Annotated in this window: 25 protein-coding genes; 8 read left to right on the forward strand and 17 right to left on the reverse strand. The window is 68.2% G+C overall.

Going from position 1 to position 24516, the window contains the following annotated elements:
- The first annotated feature begins 182 nt into the window (after positions 1–182).
- A complete protein-coding gene (locus ACQP2O_RS03190) occupies positions 183–560 on the forward strand; it encodes a hypothetical protein (protein WP_433179693.1) in 378 nt (125 codons plus the stop codon).
- Here ACQP2O_RS03190 and ACQP2O_RS03195 read toward each other — a convergent pair.
- Positions 535–2367 (reverse strand): glycoside hydrolase family 15 protein, encoded by a 1833-nt coding sequence (locus ACQP2O_RS03195; RefSeq protein WP_433179694.1) that lies wholly within the window; start codon positions 2365–2367, stop codon positions 535–537. The genes ACQP2O_RS03190 and ACQP2O_RS03195 overlap by 26 nt on opposite strands.
- A 92-nt stretch (positions 2368–2459) precedes the next feature.
- Positions 2460–3134 (reverse strand): TetR family transcriptional regulator, encoded by a 675-nt coding sequence (locus ACQP2O_RS03200; RefSeq protein ID WP_433179695.1) that lies wholly within the window; start codon positions 3132–3134, stop codon positions 2460–2462.
- 113 nt (positions 3135–3247) lie between these two features.
- On the opposite strand from ACQP2O_RS03200, the gene ACQP2O_RS03205 reads away from it, so the two are divergent.
- A complete protein-coding gene (locus ACQP2O_RS03205) occupies positions 3248–4162 on the forward strand; it encodes an SDR family NAD(P)-dependent oxidoreductase (RefSeq protein WP_433179696.1) in 915 nt (304 codons plus the stop codon).
- Between the two features lie 6 nt (positions 4163–4168).
- On the opposite strand, the gene ACQP2O_RS03210 is transcribed toward ACQP2O_RS03205, so the two are convergent.
- On the reverse strand, positions 4169–4744 hold the full coding sequence (locus ACQP2O_RS03210; RefSeq protein ID WP_433179697.1) for a snapalysin family zinc-dependent metalloprotease: 576 nt from the start codon (positions 4742–4744) through the stop codon (positions 4169–4171).
- A gap of 108 nt (positions 4745–4852) precedes the next feature.
- Positions 4853–5818, reverse strand: a complete 966-nt coding sequence (locus ACQP2O_RS03215; RefSeq protein ID WP_433179698.1) for an alpha/beta hydrolase — start codon at positions 5816–5818, stop codon at positions 4853–4855.
- 348 nt (positions 5819–6166) lie between these two features.
- Between ACQP2O_RS03215 and ACQP2O_RS03220 the strand changes: the two genes are divergently transcribed.
- Positions 6167–6667, forward strand: a complete 501-nt coding sequence (locus ACQP2O_RS03220) for a ricin-type beta-trefoil lectin domain protein (protein ID WP_433179699.1) — start codon at positions 6167–6169, stop codon at positions 6665–6667.
- A 66-nt stretch (positions 6668–6733) separates the two neighbouring features.
- Here ACQP2O_RS03220 and ACQP2O_RS03225 read toward each other — a convergent pair whose 3' ends face one another.
- From ACQP2O_RS03225 to ACQP2O_RS03240, 4 genes are read right to left on the reverse strand one after another with little or no spacing between them, the layout of a single operon-like run.
- Positions 6734–9583: an ATP-binding protein gene (locus ACQP2O_RS03225; RefSeq protein ID WP_433179700.1), complete on the reverse strand. Its 2850-nt coding sequence runs from the start codon at positions 9581–9583 to the stop codon at positions 6734–6736.
- Positions 9584–9586: 3 nt separating this feature from the next.
- Positions 9587–10441 carry a PHP domain-containing protein gene (locus ACQP2O_RS03230; RefSeq protein WP_433179701.1) on the reverse strand — a complete coding sequence of 285 codons (855 nt, stop codon included), beginning with the start codon at positions 10439–10441 and terminating at the stop codon, positions 9587–9589.
- Positions 10442–10477: 36 nt separating this feature from the next.
- Positions 10478–10762, reverse strand: coding sequence for a hypothetical protein (locus ACQP2O_RS03235; protein WP_433179702.1), 285 nt, complete (start codon positions 10760–10762; stop codon positions 10478–10480).
- Positions 10755–12227, reverse strand: a complete 1473-nt coding sequence (locus ACQP2O_RS03240; RefSeq protein WP_433179703.1) for a zeta toxin family protein — start codon at positions 12225–12227, stop codon at positions 10755–10757. The genes ACQP2O_RS03235 and ACQP2O_RS03240 overlap by 8 nt, the downstream gene beginning before the upstream one ends.
- Before the next feature lie 269 nt (positions 12228–12496).
- Between ACQP2O_RS03240 and ACQP2O_RS03245 the strand changes: the two genes are divergently transcribed.
- Positions 12497–14734, forward strand: a complete 2238-nt coding sequence (locus tag ACQP2O_RS03245) for a hypothetical protein (RefSeq protein WP_433179704.1) — start codon at positions 12497–12499, stop codon at positions 14732–14734.
- 122 nt (positions 14735–14856) lie between these two features.
- On the opposite strand, the gene ACQP2O_RS03250 is transcribed toward ACQP2O_RS03245, so the two are convergent.
- From ACQP2O_RS03250 to ACQP2O_RS03280, 7 genes are all read right to left on the reverse strand, one after another.
- Positions 14857–15792 carry a hypothetical protein gene (locus tag ACQP2O_RS03250; protein ID WP_433179705.1) on the reverse strand — a complete coding sequence of 312 codons (936 nt, stop codon included), beginning with the start codon at positions 15790–15792 and terminating at the stop codon, positions 14857–14859.
- Positions 15793–15909: 117 nt separating this feature from the next.
- A complete protein-coding gene (locus ACQP2O_RS03255; RefSeq protein WP_433179706.1) occupies positions 15910–16875 on the reverse strand; it encodes an SEC-C metal-binding domain-containing protein in 966 nt (321 codons plus the stop codon).
- Between the two features lie 45 nt (positions 16876–16920).
- A complete protein-coding gene (locus tag ACQP2O_RS03260; protein WP_433179707.1) occupies positions 16921–18075 on the reverse strand; it encodes a DUF2510 domain-containing protein in 1155 nt (384 codons plus the stop codon).
- The gene (locus ACQP2O_RS03265; RefSeq protein ID WP_433179708.1) at positions 18069–18404 is read right to left on the reverse strand and encodes a hypothetical protein; all 336 of its coding nucleotides are present in this window, start codon (positions 18402–18404) and stop codon (positions 18069–18071) included. Before ACQP2O_RS03265 ends, ACQP2O_RS03260 begins: the two co-directional genes overlap by 7 nt.
- Before the next feature lie 68 nt (positions 18405–18472).
- Complete coding sequence (locus ACQP2O_RS03270; protein WP_433179709.1) at positions 18473–18913, reverse strand: hypothetical protein; 441 nt, start codon at positions 18911–18913, stop codon at positions 18473–18475.
- Positions 18897–19913 carry a hypothetical protein gene (locus ACQP2O_RS03275; protein WP_433179711.1) on the reverse strand — a complete coding sequence of 339 codons (1017 nt, stop codon included), beginning with the start codon at positions 19911–19913 and terminating at the stop codon, positions 18897–18899. The genes ACQP2O_RS03270 and ACQP2O_RS03275 overlap by 17 nt, the downstream gene beginning before the upstream one ends.
- A gap of 226 nt (positions 19914–20139) precedes the next feature.
- Positions 20140–20988 carry a helix-turn-helix domain-containing protein gene (locus ACQP2O_RS03280; protein WP_433179713.1) on the reverse strand — a complete coding sequence of 283 codons (849 nt, stop codon included), beginning with the start codon at positions 20986–20988 and terminating at the stop codon, positions 20140–20142.
- A gap of 89 nt (positions 20989–21077) precedes the next feature.
- On the opposite strand from ACQP2O_RS03280, the gene ACQP2O_RS03285 reads away from it, so the two are divergent.
- From ACQP2O_RS03285 to ACQP2O_RS03300, 4 genes are all read left to right on the forward strand, one after another.
- Positions 21078–21398 carry a hypothetical protein gene (locus ACQP2O_RS03285; protein WP_433179714.1) on the forward strand — a complete coding sequence of 107 codons (321 nt, stop codon included), beginning with the start codon at positions 21078–21080 and terminating at the stop codon, positions 21396–21398.
- 75 nt (positions 21399–21473) lie between these two features.
- Complete coding sequence (locus tag ACQP2O_RS03290) at positions 21474–21896, forward strand: ATP-binding protein (RefSeq protein WP_433179716.1); 423 nt, start codon at positions 21474–21476, stop codon at positions 21894–21896.
- Between the two features lie 77 nt (positions 21897–21973).
- Positions 21974–22558 carry a TIGR04222 domain-containing membrane protein gene (locus ACQP2O_RS03295; protein WP_433179718.1) on the forward strand — a complete coding sequence of 195 codons (585 nt, stop codon included), beginning with the start codon at positions 21974–21976 and terminating at the stop codon, positions 22556–22558.
- A 290-nt stretch (positions 22559–22848) separates the two neighbouring features.
- On the forward strand, positions 22849–23454 hold the full coding sequence (locus ACQP2O_RS03300) for a hypothetical protein (protein WP_433179720.1): 606 nt from the start codon (positions 22849–22851) through the stop codon (positions 23452–23454).
- Positions 23455–23522: 68 nt separating this feature from the next.
- Here the strand turns inward: ACQP2O_RS03300 and ACQP2O_RS03305 are convergent, their stop codons facing one another.
- Both ACQP2O_RS03305 and ACQP2O_RS03310 read right to left on the reverse strand, forming a co-directional pair.
- The gene (locus tag ACQP2O_RS03305) at positions 23523–23849 is read right to left on the reverse strand and encodes a winged helix-turn-helix domain-containing protein (protein ID WP_433179722.1); all 327 of its coding nucleotides are present in this window, start codon (positions 23847–23849) and stop codon (positions 23523–23525) included.
- Positions 23846–24298 carry a hypothetical protein gene (locus tag ACQP2O_RS03310; protein ID WP_433179724.1) on the reverse strand — a complete coding sequence of 151 codons (453 nt, stop codon included), beginning with the start codon at positions 24296–24298 and terminating at the stop codon, positions 23846–23848. Before ACQP2O_RS03310 ends, ACQP2O_RS03305 begins: the two co-directional genes overlap by 4 nt.
- Positions 24299–24516 lie beyond the last annotated feature (218 nt).

The raw sequence follows: 24516 nt of genomic DNA on the forward strand, positions 1-24516 counted from the left end.
TTTGTTGCTCTCTGTCATTATTCGTGCACGGGGAGGGGAAGATGCCTGGACGCGAAGCATTTCTGGCAATGGCCAAGACCCAGGTCGGTCCGCGGAGGCGGGCGGACGGCAGCACGGCATACGGCGACTGGTTCGCCGAGATCGTCGGAAATCGGTATCACCGTACCGGTGACTTCTGCGCCATGGGCCTGCTGTGGTGCGCCTGGAAGACCGACCAGGTCCTCGCCCTCGGCGGCGCGGACCCGCGGTGGGCGCGGTTGCCGACGTGGTGGGAGCACTGGCGAGAGATCGGCCGGTCGACGAGAAAGCCGGCGCGCGGCCGGATCGCCTTTTTCGATTTTGATTTCGCCGGAGAGCCCGGGCACGTCGGCGCGGTGCTGCAGGACAACGGAAACGGCTCGATCGTCTCGCTCGAGTTCAACACCCTGAACGGCTGGTGCGCCATTCGGGGCCGCCGGGTGTCCGACATTCTCGGCTTCGGCGATCCGGCCTGGCCGGAAGCGCGCGTGCCGCTCGTGGCGAGCGCGCCGAGGGTCAGCCGAGCGCGCGGTCGAGGTTGAACGCGGCGCTGATCAGGGCCATGTGGGTGAACGCCTGCGGGAAGTTGCCCTGCTGCTCTCCCGTATGGCTGATCTCCTCGGCGTACAGGCCGAGGTGGTTGGCGTAGGTGAGCATCTTCTCGAAGGCCAGCCGGGCCTCGTCGAGACGTCCGGCGCGGGTGAGCGCCTCGACATACCAGAAGGAGCAGATGGAGAAGGTGCCTTCCTCACCGGTCAGACCGTCGGGGCTGGCCTGTGGGTCGTAGCGGTAGACCAGCGAGTCGGACACCAGGTCCAGGGTGAGCGCGTCGAGGGTCGACAGCCACTTGGGGTCGGTGGGGGCGATGAACTTGGCCAGCGGCATCATCAGGATGGCGGCGTCGAGGACGTCGCCGTCCTCGTGCTGGACGAACGCCCGCCGCCGGTCGGACCAGCCGCGCAGCATGATTCGCCGGTAGATCGCGTCACGGCACTCCCGCCAGCGCAGGAGGTCGGCGGGCAATCCGCGGCGGTTGGCCATGCGGATGGCCCGTTCGATCGCCACCCAGCACATCAGCCGGGAGTACAGGAAGTTCTTGCGGCCGCCGCGGGTCTCCCACACGCCTTCGTCGGGCTGGTCCCAGTTGCCGCAGACCCAGTCGACGAGGGAGCAGACCGCGTCCCAGGCGCAGCTGGGGAGGGGCTTTCCCCACTTGTCGTAGAGGTACATGGAGTCGATCAGGGCGCCGTAGATGTCGAGCTGGAGCTGGGTGGCGGCGGCGTTGCCGACGCGTACGGGCGCCGAGCGCCGGTGGCCCTCCAGGTGGGGAAGCTCGAATTCGGGCAGGTCGGTGCGCCCGTCGATGCCGTACATGATCTGCAGCGGACCCGACGGCCCGTCATCGCGCAGGTCGACCCGCTCGGACAGGAAGGTCATGAACGCCTCGGCCTCCTCGGTGAAGCCCAGCCGCAGCAGCGCGTAGACGGCGAACGCGGCGTCGCGGACCCACAGGTAGCGGTAGTCCCAGTTGCGTGCGCCGCCGATGCGCTCGGGCAGGCTGGTGGTCGGCGCGGCGACGATCGCGCCGGTGGGGGCGTAGGTGAGCAGTTTGAGGGTCAGCGCGGACCGGTGCACCATCTCCCGCCACCGGCCGCGGTAGCGGGACGACGACAGCCAGCGCCGCCAGTACGCCACCGTGGCGGTGAACTCCTGCTCCGCCTCGGCGTGCGGGCAGCCGCGCTGCGTGATCTCACCACCGACCCGGTCGAGGGCGAACACCGCGCACTCGCCCTGCGAGAGCTTGAAATCCGCCCACACGTCCCGGTCGTCGGACTCGAGCGGCACCGTGGAGGTCAACGCCATCGACAGCGCGTCGGATTCGAACAGCGCGGTACGGCCCTGCGCCCGTACGGTGTGCGGCCGGGTGCCGTAGCCGAACCGGGGGGCCACCCGGGCCCGGAACGGGATGGTCCCGCGCACGCACATCACCCGCCGGATCAGCCGGTGCCGGTCCACCTCGCCGACGTCGCACACGGGCATGAAGTCCTGGATCTCGCCCACCCCGTCCTCGGTGAAGAACCGGGTGATCAGCACGTTGGTGTCGGGGAAGTAGAACTGCTTGGTCCGGGCCGGCGCGATGGAGGTGAGCTCGAAGCATCCGCCGCGGTCGGCGTCGAGGATCGCCGCGAAGACGCTGGGCGCGTCGAACGACGGGCAGCAGTACCAGTCGACGGTGCCGCGGGTGTCCACCAGGGCCACCGTCTGGAGGTCGCCGATCAGCCCGTGCTCGGCGATCGGCGCGTAACGAGAGGGCCCGCCGGGGCCGTGGTACATCGTCGGTTCGGCCATCGCAGCAGCCCTTTCCCCCGAGGACCACGCCGTGGTCCAGGTCGCTGACCTGCCGATTTCCACATTAGACGGCCTCGACGCACGCATGCGGCTCAGGACGCCGTACGGGCGAGGGCCCCGGTGATCTGAGTGGCCAGCACCTCCTCCAGGGCCGTGGCGAAGTCCAGGCGCAGCGCGGCCAGGGAGGGGTCGGCCTCGTAGGCGGCCAGCATGCTGTCCGACGGGCAGGTCTGGACCCACAGCGCGCCGATCAGCACGATCGCCGCACCGCACGCCATGAACGCCTGGTCGCCGAGCTCGGGCAGGTGGCGGCGGACGAGTTCGGTCATGGCGGTGAAGTTGTCCAGGCTGGCCCGCTTGTAGCGCGTGACGGCCTCGACCGAGACGTTGTGCTCCAGGACGCCGGCCTGGGCGCTGAGCAGGTCGCAGAACACCCGCTCGGGCGCGAGGGAGCGGGTGAGCGCGGCGGCGAGTTGGTCGCCGCGCCGGCGGGGTGTGCCCTGCGGGTCGACGTCGGCGGCGAGTCGCTCGGACAGCCGGCCGATCCACTGCTTCCACGCCTGGTCCAAGAGCTCCAGGAGGATCGCCTCGCGAGACTCGAAATAGCGCAGCACGTTGGACTTGGCCAGGCCGACGCGACGGCTGAGCTCGTTGAGGCTGACCTCGTTCACGGCCATCTGGTCGAGCATCGCGGCGGTGGTGTCGAGGATCGCCTGCCGCCGGATCTCCCGCTGCTCCTCGCTGCGCGCCCGCTTGAACGTCGTCATGACCCAATCCTACGAACCGCCGGTCTCTTGACAGTAGACCGCCGGTCTCTTATGTTGGTGGTGTGTAACAGACCGATGGTCTCTTGATCTACCGATCGAATCCCGGAGGGGTCATGAACGAGAAGTGGACCGCCGAGGACGTGCCCGACCAGCACGGCCGCGTCGCGGTGATCACCGGTGCCAACACCGGCCTCGGCTTCGAGACCGCCAAGGTCCTCGCAGTACGGGGCGCGGCGGTGGTGCTGGCGGTACGGGATACGGACAAGGGCAAGCAGGCCGCCGCCCGGATCGCCGACGCCGCCCCCGGCGCGGACGTCACGGTCCAGCACCTGGACCTGACCTCGCTGGACTCCATCCGCGCCGCGGCGGACGACCTGTGCACCGGCCACCCGAAGATCGACCTGCTGATCAACAATGCCGGGGTGATGTACACGCCGAAGCGGACCACCAAGGACGGGTTCGAGCTGCAGTTCGGCACCAACCACCTGGGGCACTTCGCGCTCACCGGCCTCCTGCTCGAGGCGATACTGCCGGTGCCCGGCTCCCGCGTGGTGACGGTCAGCAGCGTCGGCCACCGCATCCGGGCCGAGATCGACTTCGACGACCTGCAGTCCGAGCGGTCCTACAGCCGGATGGCGGCGTACGGCCGGTCCAAGCTGGCCAACCTCATGTTCACCTACGAGCTGCAACGCCGGTTGGCCGGCAAGGACGCGACGATCGCGGTGGCCGCCCACCCGGGCGGCTCGCAGACCGAGCTGGGGCGCAACCTCCCGGCGCCCCTTCGCGTCCTCGAGAGGGCCTTCGGTTCACTGCTCGCCCAGAGCGCGGCGATGGGCGCGCTGCCCACCCTGCGGGCCGCGACGAGCCCGGAGGTCCAAGGCGGCCAGTACTACGGCCCGGACGGGTTCGGCCAGACCAAGGGCCACCCGAGGCTCGTCGGGTCCAGCAGGCAGTCCCACGACGTCGCGGTCCAGCGCCGTCTGTGGGCGGTCTCGGAAGACCTGACCGGAGTGACGTTCCCGGTCTGATCGCGATCAGGGGGCGTCGACGACGTGGCCACCGGTGAGCCGGGTCGCCGCCGAGCTCGCGTAGTTGGCCTCCACGGCGGCACGCTCGGAGGCGTTGGGGGTGGCGTTCGTACACGAGACGCCGCCGGTCGAGCCGGACATCAGCGACGAGCAGGGGCCGGGCTTGTTGTCCGGGAGGCCGAGGCTGTGCCCGAGTTCGTGCGCCGCGATGCGGATCGTGTTGTACCCCTCGTTCACCGCCTCCCGGCCGAACCACACCGTTCCGCTCCCGCCCGGGCGGACGGGGCCGAGCGTCGACTGCGGCCAGCCGTCGAAGGCGACGATCCGGATCTCGGCCCTCGTCCCGGCCGTGGCCTCGACCAGGCGGACGTTCTTCACGCTCGCGTTCCAGGAATTGGCGCCGGCGACCACGGCGCTCTTGAACTCCGCGGCCTGGCTGTCGTCGTAGTGGAGAGTGATCGTGGCGAGTGCGGCCTGCTGGTGGGCGGCCGACGGCGAAGCGCTCGCGGCGGGGATCAGGCCGGCCGAGAGGGCGAGCGTGCCGGTGCCGATCAGGGCGGAGGCGATGGGGCGGTACGACATGGCGGGGGCCTTCCTCCGGCGGGACATATGTGTCCCGGAACAGGTGGCCCGAGCCTATGTGCGTAGGAGTGCCGCAACAAGAGTGGTCATGTGGCGAAAATCGGACAGTCATCCCTTGTCGCCGGTCGGCCCCTGCATATTCGCGGTGAGGAATTCCAGGATCATCGGGACCAGCTTCTTCAGGTCCTTGGTGAAGTGCTCGCCGTTCGGCTGGATGTAAGTGGTGGCGACCGTGGGCGGCTTGACCAGCTTCACCAGCGCGTTCATCCGGTCGACCTCGTCGCGGGACCGTGGAGACCCGCCGGAGATGAGGAGCAGCCGGAGGTCGGGCCGCGTCCTCTGGAGGATCAGATCCGGGCTGTTGGCCTGACGGCCCTTCTTCGACCAGTGCAGCTCGGTGTCGGGCTGGAAATAGCCGCCCCACGAGACGACGGCCTTGAAATCGTCGGGGTGCTCGGCGGCCAGCTTCACGGCGCAGAAGGCCCCGGACGAGGCCCCGGCCGTTCCCCAGCCGTCGCGGCTCGTCATCGTCCGGAAGTTCGCGCGGATGAAGGCGGGCACGTCCTCGCCCAGCCACGTGCCCATCTTCGGCTTGCCCGGGATGTCGCTGCACTCGGTGTCCTGGCGCGACGACGGCTGCAGGACGGGCATCACCATGATGAACGGATGGGCCTTGCCCATGCCGTTCAGCCGCACGTCGTCCTCCTGCGCCGGCAACACCTTCGGATTGGACCAGTAGTTGTAGCCGGAGCCGCTACCGCCCGTATGAAGGATGACGACGGGGAACCCGGTCTTGGCGTACCGCGGATCGTTGTACTGCGGTGGCAGCCAGACCCAGACCTTCCCGGTCCACCCGGACTTGGCCCCTTTCAGCCGCGTCATCAGAACCGGCCCGGCCGACGTATGGCGCGCGACGGTGAAGTGCGCCCGGGGACCGGTCGGCATCGCGACCGCCGGAGCGCGCGACGCCGGGGCCGTCCCCGCCGCCGTAGTGGCCCGGGGCGGCTCCGCGCTCTTCGCCGACGAACCGGACCCGCAACCGCTCAGCACCGCGGTGAGCAGAAACGCCGCCACGACGGACACCACCCGCGGCGACCCGCACCGGTAAGCCACCCGATCACTCCCGAGCCAGGCCGCGCATCGGCCTTCGAAGCCTCCACCGTACTGCCCGACCCGCATCGCCTGAAGATCGACCCGGTCGGCGAGATTCTCCCCGGCGAAGCCGGACGTCTGGTCCTACCTGCTCGTGGTCACGTGCGACCGGAGTGAGGCAGGGGTCTGTGTTGCATCGGACCCGCATAGGGCCAGAGTCCCATTTTCACGGTAAAAGCACCCTTCGCGCGGGCGCCGCGGTTACTCTCCCGCGAAACGATCATGGTCCTGGTGGACGTGAGCCTCCGGACGCCCCCGAAGGGAAATCGAGTGAATCTCAAGCAGGTGACCTTCGCTCTGGCCGCGGCCGGGACGACCCTGGTCGGCGCGGCCTCCGCCGCGTCGGCCGCTCCCGCCTCCGACGTTCACGCGCAGACGGCTTCTTATCAGTACAAGAGCGTGGCATCGGGCAAGTGCCTGGACACGAAGACGAACGCGGGCAACCAGGCCGTCCGCCGGGTCGCGTGCCACGGCCGAGGCCACAAGGACATCAAGCACCAGCTCTGGATCCTCGACAACAACAAGACGCTGCACAGCCTGATCAGCCCCGGCAACTGCCTGGCCCTCAGGAACAGCCAGTTCGTCATCTCGAAGAAGTGCAGCTACAGCGACAAGACGCAGCAGTGGCAGTGGGTCAGGCTCGCTAAGAACAAAATGTCGCTGAAGAACGTGAAGACGAAGAAGTGCCTCGCCCTCAACCACGATCCCTACCTGCTCGTGGTCAAGTGCAACAAGAACGCCAAGGGCGACCTCTGGACCCGGTCCTCCTGAACCGCGGCGGAGGCGGTCTGCGGTAGGCCGGGCGAGCGGCACGGCCCGGACGACCGTCGCCGACGGTCATTCGGCGGGCGGTGCGTAGAAGCGGATGAGACCGCCGATGTTCGTAAAGTCGGCCACGGCCTCGGTGAGGCGTTCGGCCCAGTCGTCGTCGGCCCGGCGGGCACCGACCGCGCTCTCGATCGCCGAGGGCGTGGCGGTGCCCCACAGGGCGGCGTCGCGGCCGGCGACGTCACGCTGGTCGCGGTCCCACCAACGGGACACGTGCTCGAGCTGGTCGGCGATGCCGTCCCCGGGAATCGGTCGCCCGTAGACCTGCTCCCAGCCGCCGCTCCCGGGATGCCGGCCGGCATCGGGCGTACGGCGGTGGGCCGCCTGGAGCTCCTCCAGGACGAGGCACCATCGGTACGGGGCGGCGAACCACTGTGGCTCTTCGCCGGTGCACACCCGTCCGCCGTCCAGCCGGCCGCGGAGCACGGTGATGAGGTGGTCGGCGAACCGGCCCGGGTCGCCGTTCGTGGCGATGACCGACGCACGGGAGGCCACGGCGGCGTCGACGGCGTGGGAGAGGGTGCAGTCACGGCGCCGGTCCGGCAGCGCCCGAAGGGAGTCCAGGACCGCCGCTCCGGGGACGGGGGAGCCCCAGCCGGTCAGATGCGCGGCGGCGGTCAGCTCGGCCCACAACACCACAGGCGGGTGGTCGGTGAGGACGCGCTGGGCGGTGCGCATCTCCCGCAGCGTGCAAGGCGCGGTACGGCAGTCAATGCCGCAGGTGCCGCTGCGGGAGGTGACGAGTGCGGCGGGGGAGGCGACGACGGCCGTGCGGGTGCTCTCTGTTCCCGTCCCGTCGGGCATGCGGACCAGGTGCGGATAGTCCATGCCGTCGCTGAACACCGCGCCCTCACCCGGCCGGAGAGTGACCAGGAACTGGGATTGGGCGTCGGTGATGTTCATGGTCGCGCCGACGGCGTCCCGGTCGTCCTTGGCGGGCAGCCGGTGCACGATCTTCACGGCGGTGTTCTTGATGACGTCCGGCACGAGCTTGGACGGGATCTGCTCGGCCACGATCAGACCCTCGCCGTACGCGCGGATCTCCGCCAGCAGCCCGGCGAACATCTCCACCGCGTGCGCGGCCGGCCCGGACTCCTCACTCTTGCGCAGCAGCCGGTGGGCCTCTTCGAACACGCTCAGGTGCGACAGGCCGGTCGCGACACCGCCGCCCGCGCGTTGCCGCATCCGCAGGTACTCCACCAGGCGGACGAGCACGGTCCCCATGAGGAACGCCTTGTCGCGGTCGTCACCCACGTCCTCGATCTCGAAGACGACGTTGCGAGAGAGCAGGCGCTCGAAGTCGATCGGGTGGCCGCCTTCGAAGAACCGGCCGGTCGTGCCCAGCCGGAGACTGGACAGCCGGACGCGGATGAACCCGCGGACGTTGTCGGTGATCTCCTTGCCGTACCCGATCTCGGTGACCACGTCCTCCGCGGCGGCCTGCAGGTCCGCCAGGGTCGGGTAGCGCGGCGCGGTCCCGGGCGTCCGGGGCTCGCCGAGCGCCAGGTCCCAGCCGAGCTGTTCGTAGCAGCGGGTCAACGCGGCCGACAGCACCTGAGGGAACGGCTCGTCGGACTCGAACGCCGCCAGGAACAGCGCCCGTACGAGGTCGGCGTGGGTCTGCAGCGGAAACGCCCGCCCGTTCGGATCTGTGGCCGGCTCGAGCGGATTGATGCCCGCGGCGATGGCGTCCACGTCGCCGGGCCGGATCGCGATGACCTCGGCGTCGGGCAGGCGAGCGGCCATCAGCCGGTATTCGGCCTTGGCCGGTTCGACCACCAGCCACGGCAGCCCGGCCCGGGTCGCCGACTCCAGCAGCCCGCGTACGGTCTGGGACTTGCCCGCACCGGTGGCGCCGCACACGAAGGTGTGCCGGTTCAGGCTCTCCAAGGGCACCGACAGCGTCCCGACATCGGCGCGGTTGCGGTCCAGGACCCGGCCGAGCGGCACACCACCGGAGGCCGTCTCGGGAGTGACGTCGAACTCCGGCCGTACGGCGAACCGGACTCCCGGCACCTCCCGTACCGGCGGCCGGGCCAGCGCCGCGACCAGCCGGGACCCGGCCTCGAACGGCCACGCCGCGCCCACCTTGGTGCCGTCCCCGTCGGGCAGTGGCGCGAGGGCGTACGGCAGGCCGTCCAGGTCCGCCGACGCGCAGACGAGCGCGGCCACCCGGGCCGCCGCCTCGGGAGCGGTGCCACCGGCCAGGAGATGCACGCGCCACAGCCCGCTCGTCGCGGCCTGGCGGAGTTCGCGATGGCGACGCTCGAGCCGGGCCGCCTCCACGGCGTTCTCCGGCGAGCGCTCGGCCATCGACTGAGCCGTGTACGCGCCGTCGGCGACCTCATCGGCCAGCCGACCGGCTTCGGCTGCGGGGACGGGCTCGGCCAGTAGCAGCCAGGCGAACGGCTGCGTCCACACGCTGAGGAGACAGTCCTCCAGCGACGGCCGCGCGCCCTGCGCCGCGTCCGGCTGATCGTCGGTGAGCAGGCCGTCGGTGATGCCGCCGATCCGCGTCCAACACGGCAGATCGCCCATCACGTCGGCGACGGCACCCGGTCGCAGCATCCGGCCGCGTCCGCCCACCGGCAGGTTCACCGCCGCGCCGCCGGAGCCGTCCTCGGTGATCAGGCTCTCGCCGCCGACGTACACCTCCACGGGCCCACCAGCGCTCGCCCGCCGCCAGCCGACGAGCACCGCTCCGCTGCCGTGGTACGCGGACACGAGCGCCGCCAGCCGCTGATCACGCCCTTCGTCCCGTCCGCCCGACTCGGTCTCGTCGGTGAGCCGGCGCCGCGGCACCTCGACCAACCGACACGCCGACATCGTCCGCGCCCGCTCCCACACCGATGCCGCCATCGCTCATTCACCGGCCCCGCTGGCCGGTGCCGCCCCGGTTGCCGTGGCGACAAGCCGTGCGTAGACCTCGGGCGAGGTGGTGTGACAGCCCAGGCGATGGCCGGTGAGCCGTCCGTGGTCATCGCTCGAGCCGGTCACGGCCAAGTCGAGATCGACGGCGAGGTCGCGCAAGTGATCACGCGCCGCCTCGTCATGATCGGTGTGGTCGACCTCGACGCCGAAGAGTCCGGCGTCGGCCAGCTCGGCGATCCATTCGTCGCGGATGACACGCCCACGCTTCGATGCCTTGGGGTGGGCCAGGACGGGCGCTCCGCCCGCGGCACGCACGAGTCGGACCGCCGCCATCGGATCCAGGGCATAGCGACTCACATACGCGCGGCCGCCCGGAGCCAGCCACTCGGTGGTGAACGCCTGCACAGGCTCGCTGATCACTCCGGCGTCGACCATGGCCCGGGCGATGTGCGGCCGTCCGACGACGCCATCACCGGCCAGCGTGGCCACCTGCTCCCAGGTGAGCGGAACACCGAGCTCGACGAGGCGTTCGACGACCTGCCGCCCTCGACGCTCCCGCGCCTCCCTGATCCGCTCACACTCCGCCGCAAGCTCCGGATCGGCCGGGTCGAACAGATAGGCGAGCAGATGAATGCTCATGCCCTCACGTCGGCAGGAGAGCTCCATGCCGGGCACGAGCGTCAAGCCAGCCGGCAGCGCCGCCGCCGCGGCCGACAGGCCGGCGACCGTGTCGTGGTCGGTCAAGGCCAGCACATCCAGACTGGCCTCACCGGCCCGCCGCACGACCTCGGCCGGCGGCTCCGTTCCATCGGACGCGTCGCTATGGCTGTGCAGATCTATCCGCATTCAGCATCCCCGTGTACCCGTATCCCGACGGTCCGTTCAGGAACCCGGACGCTGTTGCTGGCTCTCGGCGACCGCGTTGGCGAGAGCGGCGTACTGCTCCTTGGTCAGCTCATGGCGTATGTAGGCCACCGCCACCTCATCGAACGATCCTTCCAGGAAGGGTTCCGGATCTTGTTCTTCCAGCGCGAACGCTTCCCGTGCGTCGGCGGGGGACGCCACTTGACGGTGCGGCCATTGACGTTGCCGGAACCTTTCGGCGACCTCCTCCAAGCTCATGGAGCCATTACGGAGCTCAGCGAGCAGTTCCGTTACCTCACTCATCTTTGTTCCCTTCTGAGCTGTCGCTTGACTCCAGCAGCATAGGATCGCGGCCGTCGACGGAGTTATCGTAGATCCTCCATCTGTCGAACTGTGGTTTCAATTCTTCGAACACGCCGCGATTCACGCTGCCCCATGTGGGGTCGGCGTTGGCGCGGATGACGTCCGGCGGAACGAACCTGCCGCCAAGCCCTTCGCCGTTACGGTAATCCTCCAGGCTGTGGCGATGGCGTGCCTCTGCCCGCTCGATACTCTTGTCCACAGGGATGTGAACAAAAACCCCTTCGACGTTGCTGTAGTCGGCGTCGCGCAATTGCTGGATCCGCTTGGCGGCAGAGGACTTGGACGACATTGTGATATCCCAGATCATATTCTTTCGATCAGCATATGCCCTACCGGCAAGTAGTCCCGCGACCTGCGAAGATTCCTCATGGACAAGTGCGGAACACTCCATCGGAGCAAGCCCTCCAACCGTCGGTATCATCCCTCGCTTTCCCAAAGACTCCTTGATGTCGTCGGGGTTGATCGTAAGGAATTTCGAGCAATCGATACCGGCGTGATCCTCCAAAGTAGTGGACTTGCCGGCACCGCCAAGCCCGCCCGCGATGATCGCTTGACCATCGTTCGGCACGTCGGCAGCCGCCGAATACAACTCGTCAACGATCTGCTGATGGACCTCGATACGATCCGGGTTCCAGGCCGTGCGTTCTGGATTAATCGTGTGCTTGACGTCCGTCGATTCGCCCTGCTCAAGCGCCTCGCTCACCGTCGATTCGACGTGACGGGTGTGCTCGGCGTACGTGCGGTCGTCCAGCGGCTCACGTCGCTCGCCTCTGTCCGTCGGTTGGAAGATCGTGCCAGCCTGCGCATCCTTGGGCTGTTTCGCCGGTTCGACGATCTTCTCGGACTTATCTCCGGGGGCTTCTTTGACCTCAGGAGTCTTCTCGCGGTCGAGAGCTCCGAGGAATTCACCAAGGCCTCTTTTGTCGGCCAAGCCTTCACGGTGGTCATCCACCTGGCCCGGGGCATCGCTCGGCCCCTCGCCCGCATCGCCTTCGGATATGTCGGCATCCTCGGCTCCGCTCTGCGGAGTTGCTTCCTCGGCGGCAGGATCATCGCCTTCCGGCCGCACCGTATCCGCAACCGAGGGCTGATCATCACGATCTTCGCCACGTTCCGATTCAGCGGACTCGGTGTCCCCGGTCGCGTCGGGTTCCTCAGACGAGGACGGTTCATCGTCAAGGGCGCTGGGATCCGCTTCTCCGGCGCTGTCGTCGGCCGGTCGGCCGGTTTTCGTACCGGCCGGGCTCGCGTCGTTTTGATCGCGCGCGGTCTCGTTGGCTGCAGCCGCACCGGCCCGGCTCTCGGCGCGACTGGGGAAACCTTCCGCGCCGGGTCGATCGGGCGGAGGCCGCCGGTCGGTGACTGCGGTCTCCTCGGCGATCTCGGTGTCGCCGTCAGTCTCCATACTGCGATCAGCGGCCATCGGTCAGGCTGGTCCCTTCACCCACCACGAGCTGACCATCCACATTCTTCCTCGACAACGTGCCCCTGTGACGCGGTTGCCGTGCGCAGCGACCGTGGGTCAGGCTATTGAGGGCGTTGCCCAATTGGAAGCAGCGGTTCCAACCAGAAGTAGTGACAAGTCCGCTATCGCTCTGCTTGGGTAGTTCTTTCGGGGCGGTCAGACATGTTGTCAAGACCGGGATGTTGTGGAGGCACGGGGGTTTCAGGGGTATGACTGTCGAGCCCGTCGATCGTCAGTCGCTACTGGAACGGCGCTCGTTGCTGTTCTCTCCGGACCCGCGGCTGGGCTGGATCTTCCGTGACCGCCGGGCGTACTCCGTCCAGTTCACCGAGCCGCCGCCACCGGCGGAGCAGCTGCCTCAGTACCTGAATCAGCAGGTCACCGCCACACGGGAGGTCCTCGACCGGCGTCGTCGGCGCGCCCTTCCGCTGAGCGTCACGGGCTTCGTCATCCTCGCGTTGTTCTCCGCCTACTCCGTCAACGACCACGAGTGGGGCAAGACGTCGATCCCTCTCGGGTCGTTCGTGCTGGCCCTGATCTGTCTGGTGCCCGGCGTCGTGCTCACCGGGATCGCGGCCACCGCCCGGCGCAACGCCCGAGACGCGTACGAGACGGCCCGCCGCCGTGCCGAGGAGACGTACGGGGCGGCGATGCGCGACTGGCAGGCCCGTAGACATCGGCATGAGAGCACCGAGCACTACCAGGCGAACACCCGTCCCGAATGGGGCGCCGTGCCGCGTCCGCTGGCCCGCACACGGCTGGACGTGTTCGGCGGCACGCTGTGGAGCTGGGAGGCTCTGCTGACCACGTACGGCAGCTCGGCGCTGTACACCGGGCCGCTGCTGGTCATCGACCTGTCGCGCGAGATGGTCTGCGGCGAACTCGCCACGCTGTCCCGGGCCGCCGGCATCGACGTCGACGCCCAGCTTCTACCGGCGCAACTCGCCGCCTCGACGCTGCTGTCCGGCCTGGAGCCGCAAGACCTGGTGGACGCGATCGTCGAGTCGATGTACGGAGGATCACCGGACGCCGCGCGCGCCGATCGGGCCATGGACGACCGGATCCTCATGAAGATCTGTGAGGCGCTGGGTGACGACGTCTCCCTCGCCCGCATCGGCGCGGCGCTGCGTGCCCTCATGGGCGAGCCCGACGACTCGGCGGCCCTGGAGCGGGATGAGCGGCGCCGCATCGCCAACGAGTTGTTCAGCGTGGAGTACCGCCGTCAGGCGCACGCGAACCTGTCCCGCATCGAGTCGTATGTCCACCCGCTCGAACAGCTCGGCACGCAGCCCGAACGCCGCAACTCCGGCTACCTGACGTGCATCGCGCTGGACAGCAACGCCCGCAATGTCCGCTCGGAACTGCTCACCGACCTGATCGTGCAGTGGGTCACCCACCGCGTCGCAGCGTCCGGCAGCCCGCGTCCGTCCGTGTTGGTGGCCGGCGCCGACGAGTTGGCCCGCCGTCACCTCGAACGCCTGTCCGACGCGTGCGAACGCCGTGGCATCCCGCTGACGTTCCTGTACCGGCGGCTCCGCGAGACCGGAGGGGAGATGATCGGGGGCGGAGCGGTCGCGTTCATGCGGCTCGGCAATCACGAGGACGCCACGCGCGCCGCCGACTTCATCGGCCGCGACTACAGGTTCGTGCTGTCCCAGATCACCAAGAACGTCGGCGGCAACGAATCCCACACCGAGTCCGACACCGAAGGCGAAGGCGACTCCGACACCATCAGCCTGTCCACCTCGATCGGCACGTCCACCAACTGGGGCACGACCCGATCGTCGGGCGTCACGCGATCCGGCGGCGGCCCGTTCGGCTTCTTCGCCGACCGCTCGACGAACACCGGCGACTCGCGTACGCGGGGCGGCGGCACCAGTGAGACCGACACGCACGGGGAGAGCCGCTCGGTGTCCCGGAACTGGTCCAGCGCCTACTCCTACGCGGCCGGCACGAACTGGAGCGACGCGGACACCACCCAACGGGTGTACGAGTACGCGGTCGAACCGGTCACCCTGCAGCACCTGCCCGACCACGCCCTCCTGCTCGTCGAGACCCGCCACGAAGGCGGCCGGAAACTCACTCCGGTCGAATGCGACCCGGCCATCGTCACCCTCGACCGCGTCACCACCACCCCCCTGCCCGACCCACCACCCCGGCAGCCCTCGGCCGTGCCCGGCCCGCCGGGCTGGGCCACACCGTCGGCCGTCGAACCCCCACGCGAGCCACTGCCGTACGCCCCCGGCCCGCCGCCCGGCTACCAGACCGGCCCCCAGCCCCCGTCGGAGGATCAGGACTGGCGGCCAGGCCAGGTCATGCCGCGCACCACCCGATCACTCAGAGACCCGTCTCGCCAGAACCCGCCACCTCCCGGCAGCCGCCCACCCGGTACGGGAGACGACGACCGACCAGGCCCGCCACCCCTGTTCGGCCACGGAAACGGATAACCCGTGAACGGGAATCCGGCCAAGCGACCGTCGCGGCGACTTTGCCGCCATCGTGGTCATGTTGCCGCCGTTGTTGACGGGTCGATGACCGACTTGCCGGGCTTGGCGCGTCAACGCCGACGTCAATGTGGCTGATCGATCCAGGTCGGCCGGGGGAGTAGTCGTTTCTCGTCTCCTGGCAGGGCGAAGAGGCGGAAGTTCGAAGCGCGCGATCGGGACGATGGCACGATCGAGATCGACGTCCGGCCCGCGACCGTACGGAGAGTCGGGAGGTCGCCGGATCCCGCCCGCGCCAGGTAGGCCAAGCCCTGCTGCAGGAAGTCACGTGGCCCCGGGTCGAGGTGGGCGGCCCAGGAGGGATCGTCCTCGCCGCGCAGCCGGCAGTAGCACGCCAGGGCGTAACCGAACTCGGCCTCGGTGAGGTATCCGAGTCTTCCGTAGCCGTCGTTCCGGGCGCCGTTGAGGGAGCGCTCGTTCAGGTAGCCGCGCGGGCGGACGGACCAGCCGCGGTCGGCCTCCGCGAAGTGCAGGGCGGCGTTGGTCGTGAAGATCCCGAAGCCGAGGAAGACCGTCAGGAGGTCGGTTAGGCGTTCCTGGTCGCGGCGGGCGGCCGAGATACGACGCTCGCCGAGCAGCCGTACGTGGCAGAGCTCGTGCGCGATGATCGCCGTCAGGAACGCGGGATCGGCGGCCTCACGGACGTCAAGGCCGATGACGGCCCGGCCGTCCTCCTCGTGGTAGTGACCGACCGCACGCCGCCGACCGTCGCCCTCCGACTCGTCGAACAGGCGAAGGAAGAGCTCCTGTGAAGGGTCGACCGCCATCAGGTCGCGGACGCGGAACAGCAGTGCCTCGATCTGCTCCGGGGAGGCGGTGTACGGCTCGGGAAAGAAGTCGCGCGCCGGCAGCGCCACGTCGCGGAGCGCCGCTTCATCTCCGAACTCATCGGCGAACCACCGCATCGACGTCTCGATCCACGCCTGCACGGCCGGCCCGACGGGACATCCCATGGCCGTGCCCGAGGACCAGGGAGGTGCGACCGGCCGGTCGTCGTCCATCGAGCCTCCGTAGGAACGATCGCTACCGCTGCATGCCGCTCCATATGCTAACGCGGCCCATCGCGCTTTTCATCACTCCTGGAGCTACCTCCCCAAATCTCCGCTCTTTGGGGGTGGTCATCGATTGGCCGGTGACCCGCAGCACTTCTTGTACTTGCGCCCGGAATCGCACCAGCAGGGCTGGTTGCGCTCCGGCGGCCAGTGGAGGGTGGAGGCTTCTTCCTCCACCCGGTCCTGGAGGTACTCCATGCGGGTCTGCTGGTCTTTCGGGTCGCGTCCGTGCTCGTCGCCGTATCGCAGGAGGTCGTCGACGGTCGTCGGGAGGATCACGAGATTGGTGACGCCGCCTTCGTGGCAGGTCTCGCGCCATCCGCGTTCCACGCGGCGGAAGTAGGACGTCACGTCGTCGTCTTCGGGGTCGTCCACGTGCACGAGACCTTCGGCGAAGGCGCGCTTCACATCGGAGCGGACGAAGAACGACCCGACTCCGGTGGAGGGGGCATGGGACGGCCCGCCACGTTGTGCGACGCGGTTCAGCGCCTTCGTCATGTCGGCGTTACCGTCGACGGCAAGCCGATCGAATTCGTCGGGTGGCAGCCCGAGGGCCTTTCGTACGCGGGCGCGTCCGGCCAACTCGAGGTCGAAGGAGCCGATCTCCGGCTCGTCCTCGTCGCCCGCCTCGGAGAAGAAGTCTCGGCACGCCACGTTGTACCAGGTGAGAGCCTTCTCCAGCTGTCCCTGGGCTTCGAAGAACTCCGCCATCAGCGACGCGGGGCCGGGGAGGGGCCGTCTCTTCTCAAGACGCGCGATCTCGGCCCGCGCCTCGTCCTGACGGTCGACTTCATCCAGCACGTGGATCTTCTCGACGATGGCGTACTGGGCGTCGTCCTCCTCTGCCGCCGTCGCGGCGATCTTGTCGTAGATCCGCAGCGCTCTATCGGTCTCGCCGGCGTCGGCCCACTGCCCCGCCATCTCCAGCAGGATCTCGTCGCGTTCGTCCGGGTACACGGCGAGATCCCGTTCGAGGTCCTGGGCGTGCTTCCGGGCCTTCTCGCGATCACGCTGCGTCGACGACGTGTTCATATGGGTACGGTAGCGAGCCCGGCCGCCGGACCGGCGCGCATCGCGTCACGTGGCGAGGGTTCTTCGCAGACGCTGCGCGCGGCGTATGACGAGGGGCTGGACGGAGAGCAGCCGCGTGACCCGGTCGGTGCCGGTATGACCCGCCTCGATCGCGGTCTCCAACGCTGCCAGGAGCTGCGGGCCGAGCCCGGCGTCCACTACGGCCGCGTCGGCCAGGAACTCCGTACGGTCGGTGGACGGGCGTGCCAGGGTGGCACCGACGAAGGCGATGCCGACGGGGATCGCCAAGACCACGACGAGCAGCGCCACGGCGACGGTGAAGACGGACGACACCAGGAATCCGAACGGCGTGTGCCACCGTTTCGCGATCGCCCACATGCGGCGTACGGGCTGCCAGATCCGGGCGAGCAGCCACCACAGCGCCCGTACCGGCAGGGTCAGAAGCGTGTAGCAGACCACAGGAACGGCGTGCAGGCCGAGGTGGTGGCCGAGTTCGTGGACCAGCACCGCCTCCATCCGGTCGGCCGGCAGTGTGTTCACCGCGTAGGACGTCATGACGACGGTCCGGCCGGTGACGGCGGGCGCGTTCACGCCATCCGACTCGGCGATCATCAGCCGGTACCGCCCGGCCGTGACTCCCAGCCGCTGCAGCGCGCGGCGTGACGGCTCGGCGAGACGGCGGTGCTCCTCGGCGGCCGGATCACGGTAGCCGTACCAGGCGCGCTGGATCGTCTCCCGCGACCAGGTCGCCACCACCGCACCGAGCACCCAGGCGGCGAACGGCGCCAAGGCGCCCCAGACCGGCCAGACGAGGTGCAGCCCGTACGCGATCGGCGCGACGATCGCCAGCGCGCCGACCGCCGCGGGTATCAGCATCAGGACGCTGACCGTGACCGACACCAGGTTCGATCGTGTCGGCCGGGCCGGGCCACGCTCGATCGAACCGCTCGGTGGCAGACCGCCAGAGTGCGGCACCACGGCACGGCCGGGGGCGGACGGCCGGGGCGGTACGGTCACACCCGGTCCGTACGCGGCCGGCCGGCCGTCCTGCGGCCGCACCGGATGTACGGGAGCGGCGGGAGCCTGGCCGGCCGACGCGGCACGAGTGCCGGCGGTCCAGACCCGGCCGTCCCAGAAACGCTCGAACGGCTGCCCGCCCGGATCCGGATACCACCCGGCGGGAGGCCCGCCGGTCACCATGGCACCGATCCCTTCACCGGCTCTCCTCGCGTCCCGGTGACGTAAGGAGGTCGCCGAGGGCCTTGATGATGGTGTCCGTCGCTCCGGAGGCGGACTGGGCCGACGGGCCGAGGGACGAACTGCGCGCGCAGGTAGTCGAGGAACGAGCCCCGGCGGGTCTTGGTGAACAGCCGGGTGCGCTCGGTGGTGGACAGCTCGAAGAGGTCCCAGACGTCGAGATCGGCCGCGTTGTGGAGGTAGGCGACACCTCGGACGGCGTCCGGATGCTCGCTCAGCGAACCGACGAAGTCGGCGATGTGCTCGCAGTAGCCCTGCAAATCCTCATACATGTCGCATGTTCAATCGGCTTGGTGTGCCGGTTCTGCCGTAATTTTTAGGAGCGGCTACCTGAGTGTGCTCAATTGTCTCCGGTGAGCCATTCATCGGCGAGCTCACGGGCATCGCCTAGGAAGTCGTCTAGCGCCTGACCTGTGAGACTAGCGTCAACGATAAGTCCTGTGAGAAGAAGGATGAAATGGCGGCCCCTTATCTCGGGAGCGACATCATCGATGTCATCGCCAGTAGACACGGCCATGAGGAGATGCTCGGCGACCTGGGGGTCGATGGATTCAGCTAGCCGGTCAGACCTCGCCCGCGCCTTTTCGACAAATTCGACGACCTCGGACCTGTTGCCGTCCTTGAATTTCTGCTCCGCCGCCCTAAAGAATGCTGCAGTGACAAGAGCGAGATAGCCCTGACGCATCGTTGGGTCAAGTCGCTCGTACACTCGCTCATGAGTGTCCAAGTCGCCTGTCAAGACGGCGCGCAACGCCGCCACCTGATCAGCCGTAACCTTCATTATCGTTCCTCTCCTTGATCTTCTCTCGACCCCAGCGGAACAACTCGGTACCGACTATACCTAGGGCAAGTAGCGATGACGCCGCACTTCCGGGATCGATCCCAGAGTGCTGGGCATCGGATGCTACGGGGCCGCTATCGACCTGCGTCTCAGCATGGCCTGTGGGGCGTGGACCGAAAAAGTCGGCCGTCGTACTGGTGTACTCCTTGACCGCATCTTCTGCGTCGTCGTAGTGCTCGAAGAGGCTCGCGCGGAAGTTCTTGCCCTTGGGTTTTTCACCGTCGTCTGCGTCGGCCAGCTTGTCGCCGGCGGGCAGATCATTGAAGCTGTCTACGCCGTCAGTCCACTCAGCGTCTTTATCCCTGGCAGCCTGCTGGGATGAGTCCTTCCGCCCCTCGGCCTTGTCACGGTCCGGAGCGAATGGGTCGATCTGCTTCTTAATTGACTCATCGTCTAGCTTTGACGAAGCAAGTTCGTGCTTGGGCCCGGACGCGGAGGCCGAATCTTTGATAGCACCGTTATCCTGCTGGCTGAGCTCCCGGCTCTTAGCGCGGGCGTCCAACTCCTCGGCCAGGTTCGAAAAGTCGCCGCTAGATGGCTTCTGTTCCAACGGAGACGCATGCGTTCCCGTGTCCGGGGGTTTGTGCGCGTCATCCTGTCGGTGGTCGCTGTCTGGCATCGCGCCTGTGCCGTCCGACTCTTTCGAGCCGTCCCGGGAAGGACTGCCCCGACCCTCGCTACCTTGCTCACGCTCCTGCGCCGTCTCCGCGGTGCTCGGACCGTCATTGGCGCCGTTGCTCTCATCGGTTGCCTCGGCGGCCGACTCGACGGGCTTGCCGCTTGCGTTTATCGCCGCTCGGTGAGCGTCGGCACTGTAGGGACGTCCCGGCTCACCTGACCGGTCAGATGGCGGGCGGTGCTCAGGCTGACTAGGAGGGTCGCCGCCCTCGTCAACGTTGTCGGGCTCGTCGGCGTTGCCGCTGGTGCGGTCGATGCCCACGCCCTTCGTCCTTCCCGCCTTGCACGCGAACCCTCTTGGACAATGTGGGCACTAGGTAACCGCAGCACCGAACAGATCGTCAATGCGGGCGTTGTCCGAGCCTCGATACTTAGGGACTACCTAGCCACCCTGACGCTCTGCGTCAGGACGGCGACCTCGACGCACTGGTCACCTTTAGTGTCGGACTTACCACTCCTGCGCCATTCAAGCCGTGAGATGTCAGGCTTCATGTCCGTATCTCCCTGATTGTCCTCTTGATCAGAGTAACGGAGGCGTCCCGGTCCAAGGAGACCTTGGCCGTGCTCAAGAAATCCGCGCGGAAGCCGGCCACCTCCTGCGCGTCATGGAAGTACCGCTCGCCAGCATGGCCTTCACAGAAGACCACGTCCGGATCGGCCGGTTCAGGGAACGTGAGTATGACGTACGGGTAACCGATTCCGGCGTGGATCCCGGCAACGTACGGAAGGATTCGCAGGTCGACGCTGGGCAGCGTGGCCGCATCGATCAACGCCTCCAGTTGCGCCGTCATCGCCTCGCCGTCTCCCCCAGGTCGATGCAGTGCCGCCTCATCCACGAGTGCATGAAGTTCGAGAGGAGCCTCGGTATCCCGAAGCCGTTCTTGCCGCTTCATCCGTACGGTGATCCGCCTGTCTATCTCCTCTGGCGTGATCGTGTGGTTGGACGCGAGGATGACGGCCCTGGTGTACTCCGCTGTCTGAAGCAAACCGGGCACGATGCTCGGCTGGTAGTTGCGGATAAGTGATGCTTCGGCCTCGAGTTGGACGTACGGGCCGGGGAGGACGTCGCGGTAGGAGGACCACCAACCGCCGCGTTTGCGGGCGTTGCGCCCCAGGTCGATGAGCCGGTCACGGGTCTCCGCGTCGACCTTGTACAGCGCCAGGAGTTGGCGTAGGTCGCTTATGCCGATCGAACTCTGCGCGTTCTCGATTCGGACGATCTTGTAGGCGGAGGCGTCCAGGTACTCCGCGACGGCCTCCTGCGAGAGGCCGGCCTGCAGACGGAGGGCTCGCAGTTCGCCGGCCAGCCGACGCCGTAGGACGAGTGACGCGCTCATTGTGGTCCCTTCACTTGTGAGATCACGGTTCTTGGTCTAGCGTGCGACCGAACACATACTGTCATGATGCAACTACAGAGTGGTGTCAAATGGCTGAAAGCGGTGTCTCGGGCAAGCACGCCCGAGCAGATCTTCAACCGGGTGATCGGATCCACTACCTGGAAGCGCTCGCGGAGCGGCTGCGGGGAGAAGGGTGGTACGCCCGGGTCGTCTCCTCGGCCGGAGAGACCGCGTTAGTACGGGTGGTGAACCCGTCCGCCGCGCCTCTCAATGACGACATCACGGTCGGTCCGGATCAGGCGGGGCTGTGGTGGTTCCGCTGGTCGTTCGGGGTCCGGATCGCTCACGTCGACAACCTCGACATCGCCGCCGCCCGCATCATCCAGGTTCTCGGCTGCCCAGGCCGCTGACACACCCTCGCTGTGGCGGCCGGGACTTCCCCAACGACCTGGTCGCCGCGGCCTTCACCTCATGGAGGTCACGCCATGTTCACCGAGAACGACACCCAGACCCCGAACGAACAACGGCAGTGGTCCTGCCGCCTGGACGAAGACCCCGCCGCCGTCATCACCGCCCGCACCCTGGTCGCCACCGTCCTGACCGGCTGGGACACCGACCTCATCGAAGACACCATCCTGGTCACCAGCGAACTGGTCACCAACGCCCTCACCCACGGGACCGCACCGGTCACCCTCACCATCACCGTACGGACCGAACCCGAGCCGACCGTCATCCTGGAGGTCGCCGACGCCTCACCCGACCTGCCCGTCCAGGATCTCCCGGGGGAGGTCGGCCACTTCGGACTGTGGATCGCCGAAGAACTCGCCCGCGTCACCCTTCACCCCACCACGACCGGCAAGACCGTACGCGCCGAGTTCGTCCTCTTCGATCCACCGGCCACCCGGTGATCCGGACGTGTCACGGGAACCGCAGCAGCCCGGCCCATCATCTGATCCCGCAGATACCTATCGTGAGGACGCTGTCCATGGCCGACCATCCACAGCTCGGCGTCTACGATCTCGCCTACATCTGCGGAGGCCCGACCCGAGTGGTGACGGTCGCGGTACTCGCGCTCACAACCGACAAGCAGATCGCGATCTCACGCGCACTACACCGGGTTAGAGTCGTCCGACGCGAGCCCCGGGACGAGGTCGAATCGGCCGTACTCGCGGTGATCTCCGACGCGGGCAGGCCGCTCGGCGCGCTGACCGCCGCGGCCGCCGGCAGCGGTGCCGTCGTCGCGATCGCCGAGGCTCTACGCGAGCAGCGCGTACTGCCTGGCTCGCCCTGGAAGATCGGCCGGATCATCCATGCTGGCCGCCTGCGCCGGCGGCTACGCGCGAACCCGGCGGACGGGCTCGACCGTGTCGCGATCCTCGGACCGGCAGGCATTCTCGACGCCGCGCTGCGCAAGGTGTTCCAGACCCCGGATCCACAGTTCAAGGTGCCTGATCTCAAGCTGCCCCGGCTGCCCGACCGGAACGACCGGCGTTACGATCCGAACGCGGATGCGCACACCGCCGGCCAGCTCTACATGTACAGACCAGGCGGCACCGGCTGGGGCCTTTAGGAGCTGCGCCGGTCACCCTGACCGTCACCGTACGCGCCGAGCCGACTCACCGCGCTGTTCAGCAGTGACGAGGGCGCTCGCGCCGTACTGGCCGACCGGCCGCCTCGACTTGGAGCGGGCTCGTGCGGTCGTGATCCGGCGCGGTGGCACGTCATCGCCCGGCCCCCCGACGACCTTGTGTCAGAGGTGTTCATTGAGGGTGAAGGTTCTTCCGCTTCAATGAACACGCCTGACGCCCCGCCCTCGACCCGCCCGAGCGGTTCGCCCGAATCGCTGACATTCGTCATGGGGTGCCCCGAGCCGACCGCGCCCTGGCCACTAAACTCAAGGTCTACTTCCGCCCTCGACACCGAGATCGCGGCCACCGGATGGCAGCCTCCCAAATCCTTGACTACCGCGGCCAGGTCTTCATCAACTTCCGGGACTACACCTTCGACGATCCCGCCGCCCACGGCTATCGCTGGGTCGACGGCAAACGATTCGACCTGCGTTCCCCCGCTGTCGATGACATGACGCTCCTGTCCGCTGTCATCCGGCACGACCAGTTCCGCGACGACTACGCCGGCGGCGGCGTCGACCCACAAGGGACTCGCCACGGCCCCTACCAGCTGGAACACATCACCCCCGAGGCCTTCGAGCCAGTCGACGGACCAACCTCGACCGCCATGCTCGCCGCCTGGGCCGACCAGCACGGGGAGGTCCCGGAGCAACTGGCCGCCACCCTTTTCCGCGAAGTCTTCGAGCCCGTCCGGCAGGCCACTGGCCGTTACGGCCTCAAAAACCTCGGCCGAACCGCGTTCCACGACTGGGGTGGAGTAAACACCGACTTCCACGAACTCATCCTCATCGACCGGACCGCCGGCAGTCTCACCCTGATCGTGGCCGCCGACGACTGACAGGGCCCGCATCAACGATCCAAGTCTCATCCGCCAAGAGGGCGGGGCGTGGAAGATGACGCTGCGATCTACTGTGGATGGACGTCGTTTCCGGAAGCCGACCGCGCGCGGCTGACCATTTGCCGCAGGGCCTCGACGTGGCCATCGAAGGCCGTCCGCCCTTGTGGGGTGAGAGTGACCAGGGTGCGGGACCGACGGCCGGCGCCTTCCTTGCGGACCTGGGCGTACCCGGCCTGGGCGAGGGTCGAGACCTGTTTGGAGAGCGCGGAGTCGGTCAGTTCGAGGCTCTCCTTGAGGAAGCTGAACTCCGCCCACTCTGTTGCCGCGAGGAGCGCCATCAGGCTCAGCCGGGTCGGCGGATGGATCAGTTCGTCGAAGCCGGCGGGGACGGTCATGCCGTCCCCTGGCGCATCAGCGCCCGGTACAGCGGTTGGCCGGCCGCGATGAGGACGACGACCAGTACCCCGATAAGGGCGTGCCGCAGTGGGAGATCGATCCGGTCGACCAGCAGGATCCCGGCGCAGGAGAGGGTACCGCTGACGAGCGCAAAGCCACCGAGGACGGCCCAGAACCGGCCGGTCACCTGGGACCGGTGCATGACCGCCTTGCTGCGCTGGCCGGCGCGGGTGAAGCAGACCAGGGCGGCGACCGCGGCGACACCGAAGAGGCTCAACTGCAGGGCTGGGGGCCCCGGAAGATCCAGTGCCGCGAAGCCGGCGATCATCGCGAGCATGCCGGTGGCGTCCCAGCCGCGGTGACGGCCGCGGGATGCGCCGTCGATGGCCTGGTTGCGGCGTTTGGTGATCTCCGCGAGCTCGGCCTGGGCGTCCTCGAAGTGGTCCATTCCGACTCCTCCACGTTTGACTTGCCTGGCAGGAAAGCTAACACTCTACTTTCCTGCCAGGCAAGTCAAACGAGCTCATGCCATCATCGGGAACGTCACCGGCCCTGGCTGCCGCGCAGCGTGTCGAGCGGTCAGGTGCTGGCTCCCATGGGCCTCGCAGTGAGGGGGCGAGGCCACCGCCGGCGGCCGCGACCGTGGTCATCAAGGGCAAGGTGAGC

Source organism: Actinoallomurus sp. CA-150999, assembly GCF_050942425.1.
Taxonomy (GTDB): Bacteria; Actinomycetota; Actinomycetes; order Streptosporangiales; family Streptosporangiaceae; genus Actinoallomurus.